Origin of the sequence: Neobacillus sp. NPDC093127 (assembly GCF_044754175.1) — a bacterium.
In the GTDB taxonomy this organism is placed as follows: Bacteria; Bacillota; Bacilli; order Bacillales; family Cytobacillaceae; genus Neobacillus.
This window is the reverse complement of the sequence record NZ_JBIVOP010000011.1, coordinates 95369-110526: the sequence shown is the minus strand read 5'-3', so window position 1 is coordinate 110526 and position 15158 is coordinate 95369. Positions and strand designations below refer to the sequence as shown.

Sequence of the window (15158 nt, the reverse complement as noted above, 5' to 3'; positions counted from 1 at the left end):
CCCAGTCTTACTATTTTGTTAATCACCTCCTTAATGTAAATTTTTCAAAAAGTGAAGTGCCGTCAGTCGAAAGCAGCCCTTCACTTTTTCGCACATTATTTTGCCGAAGCAGTGAATAAAACTGTCTTGCCGGCAGTACCTTCCTTTTCCTCGGTGAAAACATATTGCTTTTTGCCTTCTTCACTGTTGGTAATCACAACTGGCGTAACTGTGCTTTTAGCGTTTGTACTAATATATTCTAAGTCAACCTCCATTAGTAGCTGCCCGGCTGAAACTTTGTCCCCGTCTTTAACAGCAACATTGAAGCCCTTTCCTTCCAAAGCAACGGTTTCCAAACCGACATGAATCAGAATTTCTGTACCATCTTCGGCACGAAGACCAACTGCATGCTTAGTAGCCGCCACAAGAATAACGGTGCCCTTTACTGGAGAAACAATATCCCCGGCTGTAGGAATCACAGCCAGACCGTCTCCCATCATCTTTTGACTGAAAACAGGATCTGGAACCTCCTCAAGCGGAACGATCTTGCCGCTGACTGGTGTATAAAAATCCACTGGTTCTTTTTTGAAAAAATTAAAACGCATATCCATTACTCCTTTGTTTTTTTGTATATGGTTCCCAAAAGATGCTAAAAACCAACAAAAAAGGCATGGGGGTATTAATAAACGGATGCAACATCCATTCATTCTTACCACCATGCCTGATCGTATCAGTAACATGTGATCAATATTTAACTGCACAACTTAATCATATCACTAATTCCTAATAAAACAATATGTAAGCGGTAACATTTTTTTAGAAATTTACACCAACAAACGAAAAAATAAAGCACCGGTTCACCTGCACTCATCAAATATGGATCTATATTTTTAAAAAAACTGACCCATGCTCATCCGTAATGATACCCCTAAAGGAAAACCCAGTCGATTGACTGGGACTTCAATTAGCATTATTCATATTTTGTTGGATCTGTAAATGTGACGTATAACAAGTAAATAACCAGGCAGATTGCTGTCGTTAAAAATCCCCAGCCGAGTGTCAATTGATCCATCATGAGGTAGTTGTTACATAATTGCACAGGTGCTTTAATATATAGCAATCCCATCCCAAAATACTTAATGGTAAATATAACGATAATCGAATTTTTTCCAATCGTACTAAGTTTTTTCCAGCTATCACGAAGCGGTATTCCTGCTAAAATGGACAAACTGAAAAATTTAAATACCTCCATACTCGGGAAGTTTAATGCTTCATCCATTGCTCGTGGAATCGTCCAGAAAACTACGATGATGAGAAATAAAATAATTCCCGGGATGCCATTTCCGTTCCATTTTTCAAAAAAACGTGGAAAGCGCAGTTGAAAAAGTCGTGCCATTAAGAACCCAGCGATAACCAGCATCGGCATTTGCATATGCATGTGGACAATCATAATTGATTCCAATAAATGGGCAACCGGAGGGAGTGCTAAGAAAATAAGCAGCAGCAAACCATAAAAGAATTGGTTCATCGTTTACTCCCCCCATCCTTGTTAAGAATGTTGACAAGTTTCTTACCTGCTTCATCAATCTTTTTATAGTCCATGACATCGATGAGCGTGCCTTGTTTATCCACTAAATAAAAGGCAGAGTTATGGGCAAAGTTCCCATTTTCATCAGGAATAACCGTGACTCCAAATGCCTTTAACAATGAATCTAATTCCGTTTGGTTCGAAATCCTTGCCATCCGCCAAGTTTCGCCATCACTATTGAAATAGCCGCGATATTTTTCCAATGTAGCCGGGTCGTCTCTTTTTGCATCAAAGCTAATGCTTAAAAAAACAATATCTTTGCCGATATATTTGTTTGGCAGCAAATCATACACTTTGGACATGTTCATTTCTAATTTAGGGCAAACCGTTGTACAGGATGTGTAAAGGAAGGTAATGAATACGTATTTATCCTTAAACTCAGAAATTGAGTATGTTCGTCCTTTGCTATCCTCAAAAGTGACATCGGGGAATTTAGGCTTATTGTCGATTAGCTGATTAACCCTCGCTGTTTCCGCTGTAAAAGCAGTGAATCCATCTGTCCCAAGATAGAACAATATACATCCAAAGATGATGACAAGAAAACTTGCGAATGCCGTATGCCGGTTTTTGATCACGGAGATCACTTCCCAAATCTATTTTTACTTTAGGCTGTTTTAAAAGTGAATGTTGATTTCCGTTCCAGGCGCTTCGCTTTCCGCGGGGCGGGCGGTGAGCCTCCTCGGCGCTAAAGCGCCTGCGGGGTCTCACCTGTCCCGCTGCTTCCGCAGGAGTCTCGCCCCTTCCACTCCAATCAACATTGTGTTCAAAATCAACAATATTCTTTAACACAGCTTTACTTTAAGTAGAAAGAGATAGCTCTATGCCTCGAGCTATCTCTTTTTTCGAAAAATCACCAAGTCTTAAATGGCGGTGATCCTGGCGGTGCGTTTACGATAAATTCTGTTAGTGGGATGACATAGGCCATTCCTACAAAGATGAGCATGATGACAATCCAAAGGCCCCAGCGCTCTGTCCAATATGGAGTTTTCGAAGCGCCCTCTTCCTCTTCAGCAATCGGGAATTCTGTCTCTCCTTTTGGTGCAAAGAACATCATATTAATAACAGCGTACACTTGAAGCAGGACACCAATAATTAACAATGTGCCGCCGACAGCTAACATGAGCAAATATGGGTCCCAGCCTAACGCTGTGGCATTGTCACCATAGGTTGTATAAGAGGTTCTTCGTGGTGAACCAAGTAATCCTACCGTATGCATGGATCCTGACATAATAATCATACCGACTGTCCAAATGAGGGTTTGAATAACACCCAATTTATTGATTGCTGGTGTTAATACGCGTTTTGATACATAAGGAACTAACCAATAACTGATACCAAAGAACGTCATGACCACTGACATACCTAATGTTAAGTGGAAATGTCCAACAATCCACATTGTGTTATGAACAACCTGGTTTAATTGGTTCGTACTTTGAACGATTCCGCCTGCTCCTGCTGGAATGAAGGCCAACATGGCAATAAAAGGTGCAAGGAAGCGAACATCGCCCCATGGCATTTTTTTATACCAGCCGACTATTCCTTTTCCGCCATTCTTTCTTGCCGTCCGTTCAAATACGGCAAACATCGCCCATGCTGTCATTAACGATGGGAAACCAATCGCTAAACTCATAAACACGTGCATGAATTTAACGGATGCAGAAATACCAGGGTCAATAATTTGATGGTGAAATCCTCCGGTAATGTTCATAATAACTAAGGCAATAATAACGATACGAGTTAATAGATCGCTCCACCGTTTTCCACCGATAATCTTTGGAACAATAACATACCATGCTGAAACAGCTGTTAAATACCAAATGTTAACTAATGTATGACCAAAGGCCCAAAACAATGTCCGAGCAACCATAACGTTGATGGTTTTCACCCAGCCGAATGACCAAGGAATAATCATCACGATTACTTCGATTGCCACAGGCAGAGAACCGAAGAATAATAGGATAAATACACCAGTTGCAAAGAATGATAGGATTGGAACATGTTTTCCTTTATTATTTTTCCGCCAATTCGCCACTTGGATAAACGCTCCAAATGCACATATCCAAACGCCTACGACAATTAATGCCAATCCAATATAGAACCATGGTGAAGCGGCCATTGGCGGATAAAAGGTATACATAACCGATGCGTTACCCATTAAGATAGGGATTACTGCAAATACAAATCCGACAATCTTCAACCCAAAACCAATCCAGGCCATCTTTCTTACTATTGGAAGCAGCCCTCCTAAAGTATGGGAAAGTGCGGCATAGAAATAGCCAATCGTAAAGAAAGCTGTTAACACAACAACAAGTAATAAACCATGTGCTGTCAGAACTTGATAATAATTAAGCCATGATGGTAATTCCAGCAGGCCTGCCCGGTTTAATCCTTGCAGTAAGCCTAATAACCCACCAATGAGTAAGGCCATAAAGGCGACAAATAAATAGGTTTTCGTAATTCTGGCATCCTCCGCGCTGATGCCCATCGCTTTATTTGCTTTTTCTTTTAAAGTTTTTGGTATTGCCATTTTGTCTTCCCCCCTTTATTTCACCGTAATAGTTGTACTCATCATTTGGTGGCCAGCACCACAATATTCATTACATAACACTAAATAGGTCCCCGGTTTGTCAAACTTCTGGGTAATTTTTTGAATATGTCCCGGTGGAACCATGGCATTAATGTTTGTTCCGGCAACTTCAAATCCGTGAACAACATCTTTAGAAGTCAGTGTAAAATGGACCGTTGATCCGGCTGGAACTTCAATATTACCTGGATTAAAACTAAACACTTGTAAGGTCATGACCACTTCATATTCATGATCGCCAATTTGTTTGATACCAGGTTCATTAAATGGTGCGATTTGATCCACTTTTTGAGGGTCAATGGTTTCTTTATTACTTGGTGGTGCCATACCTTGAGCAAATGCTTGATAACCAGTGATAAACATAAAGATCATAATCATACCGAAACTTAACGTCAGCCATATTTTTTCTTCGCGATGCATCTTCTTTCCCCCCTTATACTCTAGCCATATAAAGCCCGTATAGTACGAAATACGTTACAAGAATAACTGCGCCAACCACTGTTACGGAAAAAATCGTCCCTTTATAAGATTCTTTTTCAGACTTTTTCCTGTTGACCTTTGAACCTCCCATCAAAATCCCTCCTAGTTCTGTTGTTACTTATATGATAGTTGGGAACGGTTTTCAGTGAAGTGAACTGCATCACTGCTAATTGAATTTTTATGAAAGGAAATTATTATAGGACGCAAATAAATAGGTTATAGAATGCTGGAAGTTCTATTAAGGAAAACTGCAATAGCACTGTTTCTAAGTGGTTTATATACTATATTGGGAAATGGAAAGGAATGAAAAGGGGATTTACTTCGCAAGGTAATTGTGACAAATTATTGAAAAATAAAAGCCAAGTAAAAAAAGGTTTAATCCCCTTATAAAGATAGGGGATTAAACCTTTTTTAAAATATAGACTAATATATAAACCTGTTGATTGGAGCGGAAGGCGGCGAAGACTCCTGCGGGAGCAGTGGGACAGGTGAGACCCCGCAGGCGTTTACGCCGAGGAGGCTCACCGCCCACCCCGCGGAAAGCGAAGTCGCCTGGAGCGGAAATCAACAGCCCAATTTAGAACTCAAGCCCAAATTTAAGAGACTTTTTCAGTTCCCTCGAATTTAGGCGCTGCCTTTCTTGTAAGAATAATTGATGGGCCGGCTTCTTTCTAACTCAGGATGTGCATTCCTTACAACTGAAGGCCGTGCAAGGACAAGAACAACAACAAGAAATGCCCCTGCTGATATAAGTAAAATCCATTGCGGCGCGAAAACATCGTACAGAAAGCCGTAAAGTACCATACCAAGCGGCATCAGAGCCATGGCCATCGTTTCAAGAATTGAAAAAACACGACCTTTATAATCATCATCGATTTGTTTTTGCATCATCACTTGGATTGGTGTATTAACAATAATCACCAGCGCTCCAAGACTAAACATCATTAATACGTAAAAACTAAAAACTAACCCATACGTCATTTTGACCATCAGTGGAACCGCAATCGCCCCCATTATGAACCCCATCCCAATAATGGCCCGCTTAGAAACAAGAAGCGGAAATTTCACTTCTTTTCTTACAGAGAAATAGATTGAAAAGAGCAGCATTCCCACCGCAAATGCCCCTTGTGTAAAGCCAAAATGCTGTGAAACCATTTTTAATTTTTCAATCAGAATGAAGGAGTAGCCGACCTCAAATGCGCCAAAGAGGAAATTAATTAACAGGGAAATCCAGATGATGGCCATTAGGAGCGGCTGCAATTTCAAATAACTAATTCCCGCCCTTATACTTTGCCACATGGATTCTTTCGGTTGACCTGACACAGTCTCTTTTCGGTTTGCAAACAGTTTAAAATTCATCGTTGATTCAAGAATGACAGCTGCGATGGATGCCGACATATACATAATGAGAAATACCGGCATCGAAACGGCCCCATATAACAGTCCCCCTACTGCCGGGCTGGCTATCGCTGCAAAGGAAATAGACATCTGGTTTAATGACATTGCTCGCTGGACTCTTTCTTTATCCACTAGTCCTGTGATCGAGGATGTAAACGTCACCCCGGAAAACATCGACGTAAGTGACAATATACAGGAAGTGGTATAAATCGCAGCGAGGGACAATCCTGATGTGAAACTTACGACCAGTAATCCCCCTATCGCTATCGTTGTAGCAATTTGCGTTATAACGACAATCATTTTTCTTGAATACTTATCGGCCATGTAACCGGCGAATGGTGCTGCAAGTGTTCGCGGCAAAATATTGCAGATTAAGTTCGCAGCAAAACTGGTCGCCGACCCGGTTGCCTGTAAAATATAAAAACTAATGGCAAAAGCATATACCTGTGCCCCAAATGAAGAAATTAGTTTGCTTATCGTGAATGTCCATAGATGGTACGTTGCTTTTCGAAGCTTTTGTTGATCATCCAAAAAAATCCCCACCCCAATTGTTTAATTTAATTAAACAAATCATAACACGCAGCCTCTTCCTTTTCAAGCGAAAGTTTAATATAATTAAACAAATTAATGAATTTAGGGATGTGCTTTTTAAATGTTTGGAGAACGTATACGTGAAATACGAAAAAAGAAAAAGATGACACTCGAAGAACTGGCGGGTAAAGAACTGACAAAAGGAATGCTCAGTCTGATTGAAAATAACAAGGCCAATCCTTCTATGGAAAGCCTGACATACATTGCTAAGCGGCTAGATGTTGAGGTAACTGATCTATTAGAAGAGGTTAGTACAGTTGAATTGAGAGATACCCTCGATAAAGCGGAGGAGATTTTTAATGTTGATGCTGAAAAAATGACTGATAAATATAAGCAGCTTATTCTTCTTATCGAACCCTTCGTCCCAAATCTTACTCAAGGGTATGAATCGGCACGACTATTGGACATTTATAGCCGCAGTCTTTTTCGTGAACAAAAAGCAGGTTGGGAGGCACTTTCTAATAAGGCCGCAAATCTGTACGATCAGATGAATCTGACAGCCAAACGGGCAAGTATCGGCATCTTTTGGGCGATGGTGAAATTTATCGAGCATAACTATCCACAGTCACTTCAAATCCTTTTAAATGAACGGAAAAAAATCGAATCGAACCATGCTTACATTGATCCGATGACGCGAGTAGATTTTGACTATCATGAGGCGATTTTACATTTTGCAGTTGGTGATTCGGAGGCAGCAGCACGCGTAATGGAAAACGGGATTCATTTTTCAAAAAAACACCGGATCTTTTACCGGATTGATGATTTATATAGGCTCGCCTCCGCACATGCAGAAATGACGGACAATAAAGAATTGGTAGCACATTATATCAAGAAGTTAAAACAATTTGGCGAATTTGCCGACGATCAACAGTCCCTATTGGTTTATGAGCTCTTTCAGGTCATGTCGCTCATTTCAGAAAACCATGATTATCAGACAGCAATAGAAATCTGTGAGGAAAACCTATCAAATCCAGACATGATTGAGATTTACAGGACTTTTTTTATCCTTGAAAAAGGAAAGGCTTTATATTTTCTTGGCCGCTTTCAGGAAGCGATCGATTGCTTGGAAAATGTTTCAGTTCCACCCGGTATTCATCATCCATTTGATTTATCATTGTTAAATGTAAAGGACTCGTATAAAGCGCTTTGCCATATCGAGCTGGGAAACTTGGACAAGGCCATTCAGTTCGCGTCAATTGCGGTGGAAAATTTCGCTTCACTTCCCGATACACCGTATAAGGACTTTGCTGCGGCAGCGCAGAAAAAAATCAATGCAAAGTAAGAAACTGGTGCCTGACACCACGAACGGAGCCGCCCGGTTTTCAGCCTAGGGCGGCTTTACTTTTGAAGTACAAACGATAAAACACGTACCAAATCACAAGATAAATCACTTGGATTTAGAGATACTTGCTAATTGTTTCATGCGGAATTTTATAAAAACGGGTACAAAACCAGAGCTTGTCTAATTCGTGATACATATAAATACAGTACAACCTCACAACAGGGATAGATGGAAGGGAGGGACATATACGGATTAAACTTAGAGGAGGATATTGCTGCATCTATAAAATGATCTAAATTTTCCAAAGGAGATGTATTAACATCAAAACTGTTAGGTTTAATAACACAGTAGCCAGTGATGTATTATTAGCTACTTTTGATGATAACTGGGAACGTCATTTGTCTGATGGACATGTAGTCTACACTGCAACATCCAACACCTCAGAAGTAAAACTGCTAATCAAAGGTGACGAACATGAAACACTTGTATTCAAATTTGGCAGCAGAATCATTGTTGTAGGTAATACATTTCATTTTCCACCCCACAAACAATTTTGGTCTTGATATTAAGAATCAATTATAAGATGCCATATACTTTAGGAGGGGCATCTTATAATTCTTCATAAAGGCACTGGAAATTTACTAAGGCCGTTTTATGGAAATAATATAGCTGCAAAGTTAAGCAACTTGATAAGGGAACACCTAGTCATTGGTGCGGAACTTGTTGTTGATTGCACAATAAGATAATAAGCGGCACTAATTTTAGTGCCTCAGATTGTAGACAAAAGGCATTACGAACATCCCTATTCGGATACTTTAAGTGAGTACCTTCACAATATTGAATAAATAAAAATCTCCGCTTTCCCATAGGGAATTTTTGGCTTTTATCCTGTAAATGAATACTTCTCCATCCTTACAATATTCCCCCTTAAACATGGACAAGAGTACTGTCCACATCATATTTCATTGAGTAAATTATAAAGAACCTAAATAAAATCTTTAAGGAGTTGAAATAATTTTGTCTAATCCCAACATTCCGAATATAACGCCTACCATTTCGCTTAGCATTGCCCAAACTGTTCCATTACTTTTAAGCTCAATTGCCCTTGAGGAGTTAGCTCTCGCTCACCTATTGAACTCAGAAGCAGAGAAACTTCAATTAGTTCTTGGCACATTAACCCCTACAAGGACCACATTTTCTCCTGCCACTGTTTCGTTGTCCAACCTTCTTGCTGTTGATACAAGTGTTCAAAGAACCCTTCGTGACGTCATCAAGAAGGAAATGCTGCTGGAGTTCAAATTTGAAAATGTGCTCGATCTCATTCCATTTGCAGTACCGCCGTTTTCGCCGGTAACATTCACATTTGCTTTTACAGGAGCACTTCAATCTGTTGTTGTTCCGTCAGGTGCTACTTCTGCTAGAATACTTGCTATCGGTGCGGCAGGTGGTGGTGCAACTCCGGCTACACGCGGTAACGGGGCTTCTATAATGGGGGATTTTACCGTAACTCCAGGTGATACACTATCCGTACTAGTAGGAGGCATGGGAACTACAGGTACTAGTACAGGCGGTGGTGGCGGCGGTTCCTTTGTAGGTACGGGAACTGGCTTTACAGCTTTTTCTCCAGGGACCCTGCTGGTCGCTGCTGGAGGCGGCGGTGGTGCCGGTGCTACTACTGGCGGCGTAAATGCAAATGCAACCTCACCAAACGGTACAAGCGGCAATCCGGGTGGCGCGGGAGGAATTGCAGGAAATGGAGGTGCTGCCGGTACTCCTCCGGGTAACAATGGCGGCGGAGGCGGTGCTGGTGTGGCCGGAAATGGCGGAAATGCTAACGGAGCCCCAGGTGGTGGCGGAGGAATGTCTATTACTACCGGCACACCTCCTGCAGCAGGCGGCGCTGGTGGCACTCAAGGCGGCAATACCGGCGGGAACGGAGGTTTCGGCGGCGGCGGCGGCGGCGGAGCTACATCTGGCGGCGGCGGCGGCGGCGGTTTTAGCGGTGGCGGTGGCGGCGGCAGCACTGGCGGCGGCGGTGGCGGCGGCGGTTCATTTAACGGCGGCACGAACCAGGTTAATACTGCCGGTGTCGGCACAGGTAATGGATCCGTTGTCATTACTTTTTCTTAGAATCTAGTTAGTCAGATTTAACGTTTATCAAGGTGTTAATATTTTTGTGGAGGATATTGGATTCAAAATTAGGTTTAAAGAAGAGCGCAATGAAGTGGTAAACCATTTTGAATCCAATTTTGGACGTTCATTAACATAACAGGATAGAACAGAACTAAATCATCATTATCCCCAAGAATCCTTGGGGATTTTGGTTTGTCTCTTGATTCTAAATTATAGTTTCTGCCCCAAAAAAATTATTTTGTTACAAAAAACGTTGATTTGGCTACGAATGATGTCACCCTATCATCTTTAATTTCAACCACACTCAATGTACCTAATGGATTCTCTAAAAACTGTATAAATTCATCAATTTTTTTCACCTTCATATATACGACCTTTACATAAAATTCTATTTAAAATACTCGAATCCCTTCTTCAACAATCCTGCTCTATAGTTGAAGAAGAAAAGGGATTTACTCTTTATTAAAGTAAAGAACGCCTTTAGTTGCATAATAAAAAGCCGCCAATTAAGGCAGCCTGATACTAATTTTGAGGAAACTTATTTTCATGGTAGTTAAACAACAGAAGGTTTCTTAGTCAAGAACCGCTCCAATCGTATTTCGCTATTAAATTACCTATCATAAGGTTCGAGCTTCAAAATAAATTCTTCAACATCCTTGCCTCTTGCGTTGGAAAAACCCTTATCTTCAGAGATGATTTTAAACCTGCATTTTTCCAATACCCTAATGGAGGCGAGGTTATCTTTAGCGGCACGAGCATAGAGCGGGCGTACCTTAATATACTCCAGAAACTCTGACAACGCTTTTGTTGCAATACCATGACCCCAATATTCCTTCCCAATCCAGTAGCTTACTTCGGGTTCGCCGAACTGTTCAAAGTTCGAGACGTGTCCAGTGACAATGCCATTGAATAATATAGTCTTATTTGTGATAGTCTCGTCAGCGATAATTTTTTTCCAATGGTCAAAAAATGCGTCCTTATCAGTGGGGTCTTTAGCTGTAAAGGCAGCCATATAGTTCGCCGTTGAATCAAGTTGTTGTTCGAAAAAGATAGGAAGATCTTCCTCTGTGATATCTCGTAGCTTCACTTCGCTTTTGCTAATGGATTCCATATAATTCACAAGCTCCTTAACATATTTTTGAATATATATTCTTCCAAGTTTAAAGAAATTCCTTCTTCAACTCCTGCCATTTAGTTTAAGTACTTCTATTCACATTAACATAAATATCCAAATATCTTTATGAAATTTAAAATATAATAGTTGGCAACTAAATTCACACCGTAAATCACTTTGAAATCACATACACTACAAAAAATATTTCAGTCTTGCGGATCACTTTGTGAATTCTAGTTTGAATAAATGTTTTAAAAGACTTTAAACCTTGATACAGCAACAAAAAATCACAGGCTATTTCTAATGTGAAATAACGTGTGATTAGTATGTAATTTGTTTTTTATTCCCCTAGAGTAAACCCGTTATTTTCAGCCTAGGGCGGCTTTTTTTTAAATTAAATATTCCTCCTTTACAAATTGTTGGAAATAACATATTATATAACATATGTTATATATCAAGTGTTATATACTTTAATTAAGGAGAGTCCAATGGCACCAAAAAAGAAATTTTCCAAAGATGACATCATTGAAGCAGCATTTGAAATAGCACGAGAAGAAGGCATTGATTCTATTTCGGTGAGAAAGGTAGCTGATAAAATCGGGAGTTCCATTGCACCCATTTATGTAAACTTTACCGATGTTGATGAGCTAAAGAACGCAGTATTAAATAAAATCCATGATATTTCACAACAGATGTTAATGACGAAATACAGTGAAAATCCATTTCTCAATATCGGAATCGCCAGTCTGAAATTTGCAAGAGAGTACAAAGTGCTTTTTAAAGACTTGGTGATGAATAGCAATACACACCTAAAAAATGTTCAGCCTTCAAACAGCAGCCTGCTGGAACAGATGAAACAAGGATCCCGGCTAGACGGTTTCACAGATGAGGAACTTGCTGACATTTTGTTCAAAATGAAGGTGTTTCAAATGGGACTTTCCGTTATGGACGTCTATGGATTCCTTCCAGAAGAATTTACGGAAGAGAAATTGATAGAGGTATTGGAAGGCACAGGCAAGGACGTCATTGCAGCAGCCGGTTTACGCCAAGCTGGAAGGTTGGATTAACAAACTATATTGGGGGGATTAAGAATTGAAAAAAGAACAAGTGGAATCATCGATTAAAGAGCTTTTTCGAAAAACCGTAGAGAAGGATACGAAAATACACAATGCCTATTTATTAGTCGATTCTGCTAAACTCGGAGTTCATTTGAATTTGGCTGAAGGCATAACGGAAAGGATCGCTTCAAGCGCGCAGCAGCCTTATTATATTGCCAGTGTGAGTAAGTTGATTACATCCGTACTTACTAGTATTTTAGTAGAAAAGGATATGATTTCGTACGAAGATCCCATCTCTCGGTATTTAGAACCCGATCTGTTGCACAGCTTGCATCTGTACAAAGGAAAGGATTATACGAGCGATATTAAAATAAAGCATTTATTGAATCACACATCCGGTTTACATGACTTTTTAGAGGATACGCCGAAACAAGCGAAATCATTTGTCAATCATATTATTGATGAACCAGATCGTCTTTGGACGGCAAGAGAAGTCATTGTCTGGGCGAAGGAACATTTGGAGCCGCACTTCCCTCCTGGCGAAGGATTTCATTATTCAGACACAGGCTATCATCTGCTCGGGTTAATCATCGAAAAAATTACAGAAAAACCTTATGGTGAAGTGCTTCGGGCTTATATTTTTGAACCTCTTCAGATGAAACACTCCTATTTAGCTCCTACTGAACCAATCGAAAAAGGCGACTTACCTTTGGCCCATTTATTTATCCGTAACATTAATATCACTCACTACAGCAGCCTTAGTTTTATGCACGCCGGGGGCGGGATTATTTCTACGAATGAAGATTTACTCAAATTTATGAAAGCGTTGGTCCATCATGAAATTATAAGCGAAAAGTCGCTTTCTCAAATGAAGTGTGATTGGGGCAAGTTTTTTATCGGAATTGATTATGGGTACGGCGTAATGAATTTTAAAACTATTCCGGTCTTGATGCCGCAAAAATATAATGTGTGGGGAAATGCCGGCTCGACCGGAACATTTATGTTTTACCATCCAGCCACAGAATCATATTTAATTGGAGGGTTAAATCATTTTCGCCAGAATCGAAAAGGAATCAGATTGATGCTTAAGACCGTTGATAAACTCTTAAAATGTGAGGAATCTAAGGTGGAAAATTACTAATCCCAAACGAACACTCTCCTCAGCAGCATACTATTTGGCTGACCACCTTAGTGGCGGTCAGCCTAAACAAATCCTATTTGATCCTACATGCTCCCAACTGTAAACGTCATTTCAGCAACAGCGTCATACCCGCTGCCATAGAAATAAACGAATTTGTACGCTCCGCCTTCTTTGTATCTTGCCGGATAGAGATTATTTTTTGGATCATAGGTAAATTTATATGTTCCGTCGGTGACTTTCGTATACACCCACCAAATGGAAGCTGTATTCCCTGGATTTTCACCTACTTCATAAAGCCCTATCCAGTCGCCATTAGGAACTCTAACATTTTCTACAACAACGTCTACTTTATCATTGATTCCATTTAACGTATCTTTTGATAGTGTAAATGCCGGTCCTTGTGATGTTTTCCCCATCACCTTCAAAAAGTTTTGACTTTCATTGCCGAACGCATCAATTGCATGGACTTTCATCTCATAAAACGTATTCGATTTCAATCCATTGATTGGCAAGGTAAGCGGATTAGGGATTGGATCCTTGTAAAACTCGGAAAAGGCGAGCATTTCCTTCTCTACTTTCCCTGTTTCAACATTAATCGCACTTATTTTGTAATCATGGACAAGCAGGTCATCTTTCGCTTGCGTGAACATAACCGCCAGACCGGAAGCTGCCGTTTTGTCATGAACAATCGATATCAGCGCGTCATTCGTGAAGAATGGTGCTTTTTTGTCGCGGTCTTCCGTGTATTTAAATTTATTTTTCTTAGCAGGATAGTTGAGTTCAAATGGCTCTCCCGTCCAATCATTGTTATGAATATCCCGGCGCTTCAATATTACTTTGTTCTTATGTACCTCAACAATTAACGCTTGGTTTAGAATATCCGCCCCCTCCGGCACCTCTCCTTGAATCCTGCCACTATCAAGCCACAAATAGGCACCGGTTGAGGTGCCAATCGAAGTAAAATCCTTTTGATGAATGATTCTCGGATCATCTAACGGATAATGGGTATGACCTGAAAAAGAAATGACTTGTGGATAGGCCTTTAATGTATCGTAAAAGAGGTCTCTATTTTTCGAAAAGCCCCATTCACTTCCATAAATTGTCCCCTTAATCGGCTGGTGATGGAAAACAAAAATCGGCATATCCGGGTCATCAGCATTTGCCTGCTTGAGCCGCTCAGCTAACCATCCAATTTGACTAACCGAAAAGGTTCCTTCCGTTAACCCATCTTCCGTGCCAAGGACAATAAAATGATAGCCTTTTATTATCCGATGGTAGTAGATTGATTCCATTCCTGATTTTTCAAGGAATAGCTTTTGGGCATTTGCAACCGAAAGTCCATTCCAGTAATCATGATTTCCGATAGCAAACATCGAAACAGCTTGTGTTTGTTTTCTAACATTATAAGCGTTGAAAAACTTATCGTATTCTAACGTATAGCCATTATCCGTGAGATCTCCAACTACCACAAAGGCATCCTGCTTCGGAACTGCTTGATTCAATTGTTCCAGCGTGCTAACAAACTTATCCAAGTTAAAATTATTACTCGATTGTATATGCACATCGCTAATCACTGGGAAAACTAAATCAGGTTTGCTGCCATTTGAATTCATAACAGATGAACTGGATATGGCACTAACAGGCAGTCCGCCCGTTAGTGAGCTTATTAGGGATGCTCCAACGGCAACCCCCACCATTTTCGTTGTCTTCTGTAAAAAGACGCGTCGATCCATCCCTTCTTTAAAAGGTTCGTTATTTACCGGTATCCCTGCCTCGTTCATGATTTTTTTGTCTGTCATTAATCTTACTC

At 40.4% G+C, this 15158-nt stretch carries 13 protein-coding genes and 1 pseudogene; 5 read left to right on the top strand and 9 right to left on the bottom strand.

Going from position 1 to position 15158, the window contains the following annotated elements:
* Positions 1 to 95: 95 nt before the first annotated feature.
* The 7 genes from ACIQCO_RS16085 to ACIQCO_RS16055 form a co-directional block, all read right to left on the bottom strand.
* The gene (locus ACIQCO_RS16085) at positions 96 to 584 is read right to left on the bottom strand and encodes a PTS sugar transporter subunit IIA (protein WP_400430266.1); all 489 of its coding nucleotides are present in this window, start codon (positions 582 to 584) and stop codon (positions 96 to 98) included.
* A 365-nt stretch (positions 585 to 949) separates the two neighbouring features.
* Positions 950 to 1507, bottom strand: a complete 558-nt coding sequence (locus tag ACIQCO_RS16080; protein ID WP_400430264.1) for a hypothetical protein — start codon at positions 1505 to 1507, stop codon at positions 950 to 952.
* Entirely contained in the window at positions 1504 to 2142 is a 639-nt protein-coding gene (locus ACIQCO_RS16075; protein WP_400430262.1) for an SCO family protein, read from the bottom strand. Before ACIQCO_RS16075 ends, ACIQCO_RS16080 begins: the two co-directional genes overlap by 4 nt.
* A gap of 275 nt (positions 2143 to 2417) precedes the next feature.
* Positions 2418 to 4094: a cbb3-type cytochrome c oxidase subunit I gene (locus tag ACIQCO_RS16070; protein ID WP_400430259.1), complete on the bottom strand. Its 1677-nt coding sequence runs from the start codon at positions 4092 to 4094 to the stop codon at positions 2418 to 2420.
* A gap of 15 nt (positions 4095 to 4109) precedes the next feature.
* Positions 4110 to 4571: a cytochrome c oxidase subunit II gene (locus tag ACIQCO_RS16065; protein WP_400430257.1), complete on the bottom strand. Its 462-nt coding sequence runs from the start codon at positions 4569 to 4571 to the stop codon at positions 4110 to 4112.
* A 13-nt stretch (positions 4572 to 4584) separates the two neighbouring features.
* Complete coding sequence (locus ACIQCO_RS16060) at positions 4585 to 4722, bottom strand: hypothetical protein (RefSeq protein WP_400430255.1); 138 nt, start codon at positions 4720 to 4722, stop codon at positions 4585 to 4587.
* 533 nt (positions 4723 to 5255) lie between these two features.
* Entirely contained in the window at positions 5256 to 6560 is a 1305-nt protein-coding gene (locus ACIQCO_RS16055; RefSeq protein ID WP_400430253.1) for an MFS transporter, read from the bottom strand.
* 121 nt (positions 6561 to 6681) lie between these two features.
* Between ACIQCO_RS16055 and ACIQCO_RS16050 the strand changes: the two genes are divergently transcribed.
* From ACIQCO_RS16050 to ACIQCO_RS16040, 3 genes and pseudogenes are all read left to right on the top strand, one after another.
* Positions 6682 to 7902 (top strand): helix-turn-helix domain-containing protein, encoded by a 1221-nt coding sequence (locus tag ACIQCO_RS16050; RefSeq protein ID WP_400430251.1) that lies wholly within the window; start codon positions 6682 to 6684, stop codon positions 7900 to 7902.
* 632 nt (positions 7903 to 8534) lie between these two features.
* Positions 8535 to 8627: pseudogene (locus ACIQCO_RS16045) on the top strand (acetylglutamate kinase); the annotation flags it as partial.
* A gap of 292 nt (positions 8628 to 8919) precedes the next feature.
* Positions 8920 to 10032: an alpha-helical endospore appendage domain-containing protein gene (locus ACIQCO_RS16040; RefSeq protein ID WP_400430249.1), complete on the top strand. Its 1113-nt coding sequence runs from the start codon at positions 8920 to 8922 to the stop codon at positions 10030 to 10032.
* Positions 10033 to 10645: 613 nt separating this feature from the next.
* Here ACIQCO_RS16040 and ACIQCO_RS16035 read toward each other — a convergent pair.
* Positions 10646 to 11146 (bottom strand): GNAT family N-acetyltransferase, encoded by a 501-nt coding sequence (locus ACIQCO_RS16035; RefSeq protein ID WP_400430248.1) that lies wholly within the window; start codon positions 11144 to 11146, stop codon positions 10646 to 10648.
* A gap of 491 nt (positions 11147 to 11637) precedes the next feature.
* Here ACIQCO_RS16035 and ACIQCO_RS16030 point away from each other — a divergent pair, with 491 nt between their 5' ends.
* Positions 11638 to 12216 carry a TetR/AcrR family transcriptional regulator gene (locus ACIQCO_RS16030; RefSeq protein ID WP_400430247.1) on the top strand — a complete coding sequence of 193 codons (579 nt, stop codon included), beginning with the start codon at positions 11638 to 11640 and terminating at the stop codon, positions 12214 to 12216.
* A 25-nt stretch (positions 12217 to 12241) separates the two neighbouring features.
* Positions 12242 to 13348: a serine hydrolase domain-containing protein gene (locus ACIQCO_RS16025; protein ID WP_400430245.1), complete on the top strand. Its 1107-nt coding sequence runs from the start codon at positions 12242 to 12244 to the stop codon at positions 13346 to 13348.
* Positions 13349 to 13431: 83 nt separating this feature from the next.
* On the opposite strand, the gene ACIQCO_RS16020 is transcribed toward ACIQCO_RS16025, so the two are convergent.
* On the bottom strand, positions 13432 to 15147 hold the full coding sequence (locus ACIQCO_RS16020; protein ID WP_400430243.1) for a metallophosphoesterase family protein: 1716 nt from the start codon (positions 15145 to 15147) through the stop codon (positions 13432 to 13434).
* Positions 15148 to 15158: the final 11 nt, after the last annotated feature.

Excerpts from the sequence above, each read along its gene's own strand:
- ACIQCO_RS16085 (WP_400430266.1), bottom strand. The coding sequence starts at position 584 with ATGCGTTTTAATTTTTTCAAAAAAGAACCAGTGGATTTTTATACACCA.
- ACIQCO_RS16080 (WP_400430264.1), bottom strand. The coding sequence starts at position 1,507 with ATGAACCAATTCTTTTATGGTTTGCTGCTGCTTATTTTCTTAGCACTC.
- ACIQCO_RS16035 (WP_400430248.1), bottom strand. The coding sequence starts at position 11,146 with ATGGAATCCATTAGCAAAAGCGAAGTGAAGCTACGAGATATCACAGAG.
- ACIQCO_RS16020 (WP_400430243.1), bottom strand. The coding sequence starts at position 15,147 with ATGACAGACAAAAAAATCATGAACGAGGCAGGGATACCGGTAAATAAC.
- ACIQCO_RS16050 (WP_400430251.1), top strand. The coding sequence starts at position 6,682 with ATGTTTGGAGAACGTATACGTGAAATACGAAAAAAGAAAAAGATGACA.
- ACIQCO_RS16065 (WP_400430257.1), bottom strand. The coding sequence starts at position 4,571 with ATGCATCGCGAAGAAAAAATATGGCTGACGTTAAGTTTCGGTATGATT.
- ACIQCO_RS16030 (WP_400430247.1), top strand. The coding sequence starts at position 11,638 with ATGGCACCAAAAAAGAAATTTTCCAAAGATGACATCATTGAAGCAGCA.
- ACIQCO_RS16070 (WP_400430259.1), bottom strand. The coding sequence starts at position 4,094 with ATGGCAATACCAAAAACTTTAAAAGAAAAAGCAAATAAAGCGATGGGC.
- ACIQCO_RS16060 (WP_400430255.1), bottom strand. The coding sequence starts at position 4,722 with ATGGGAGGTTCAAAGGTCAACAGGAAAAAGTCTGAAAAAGAATCTTAT.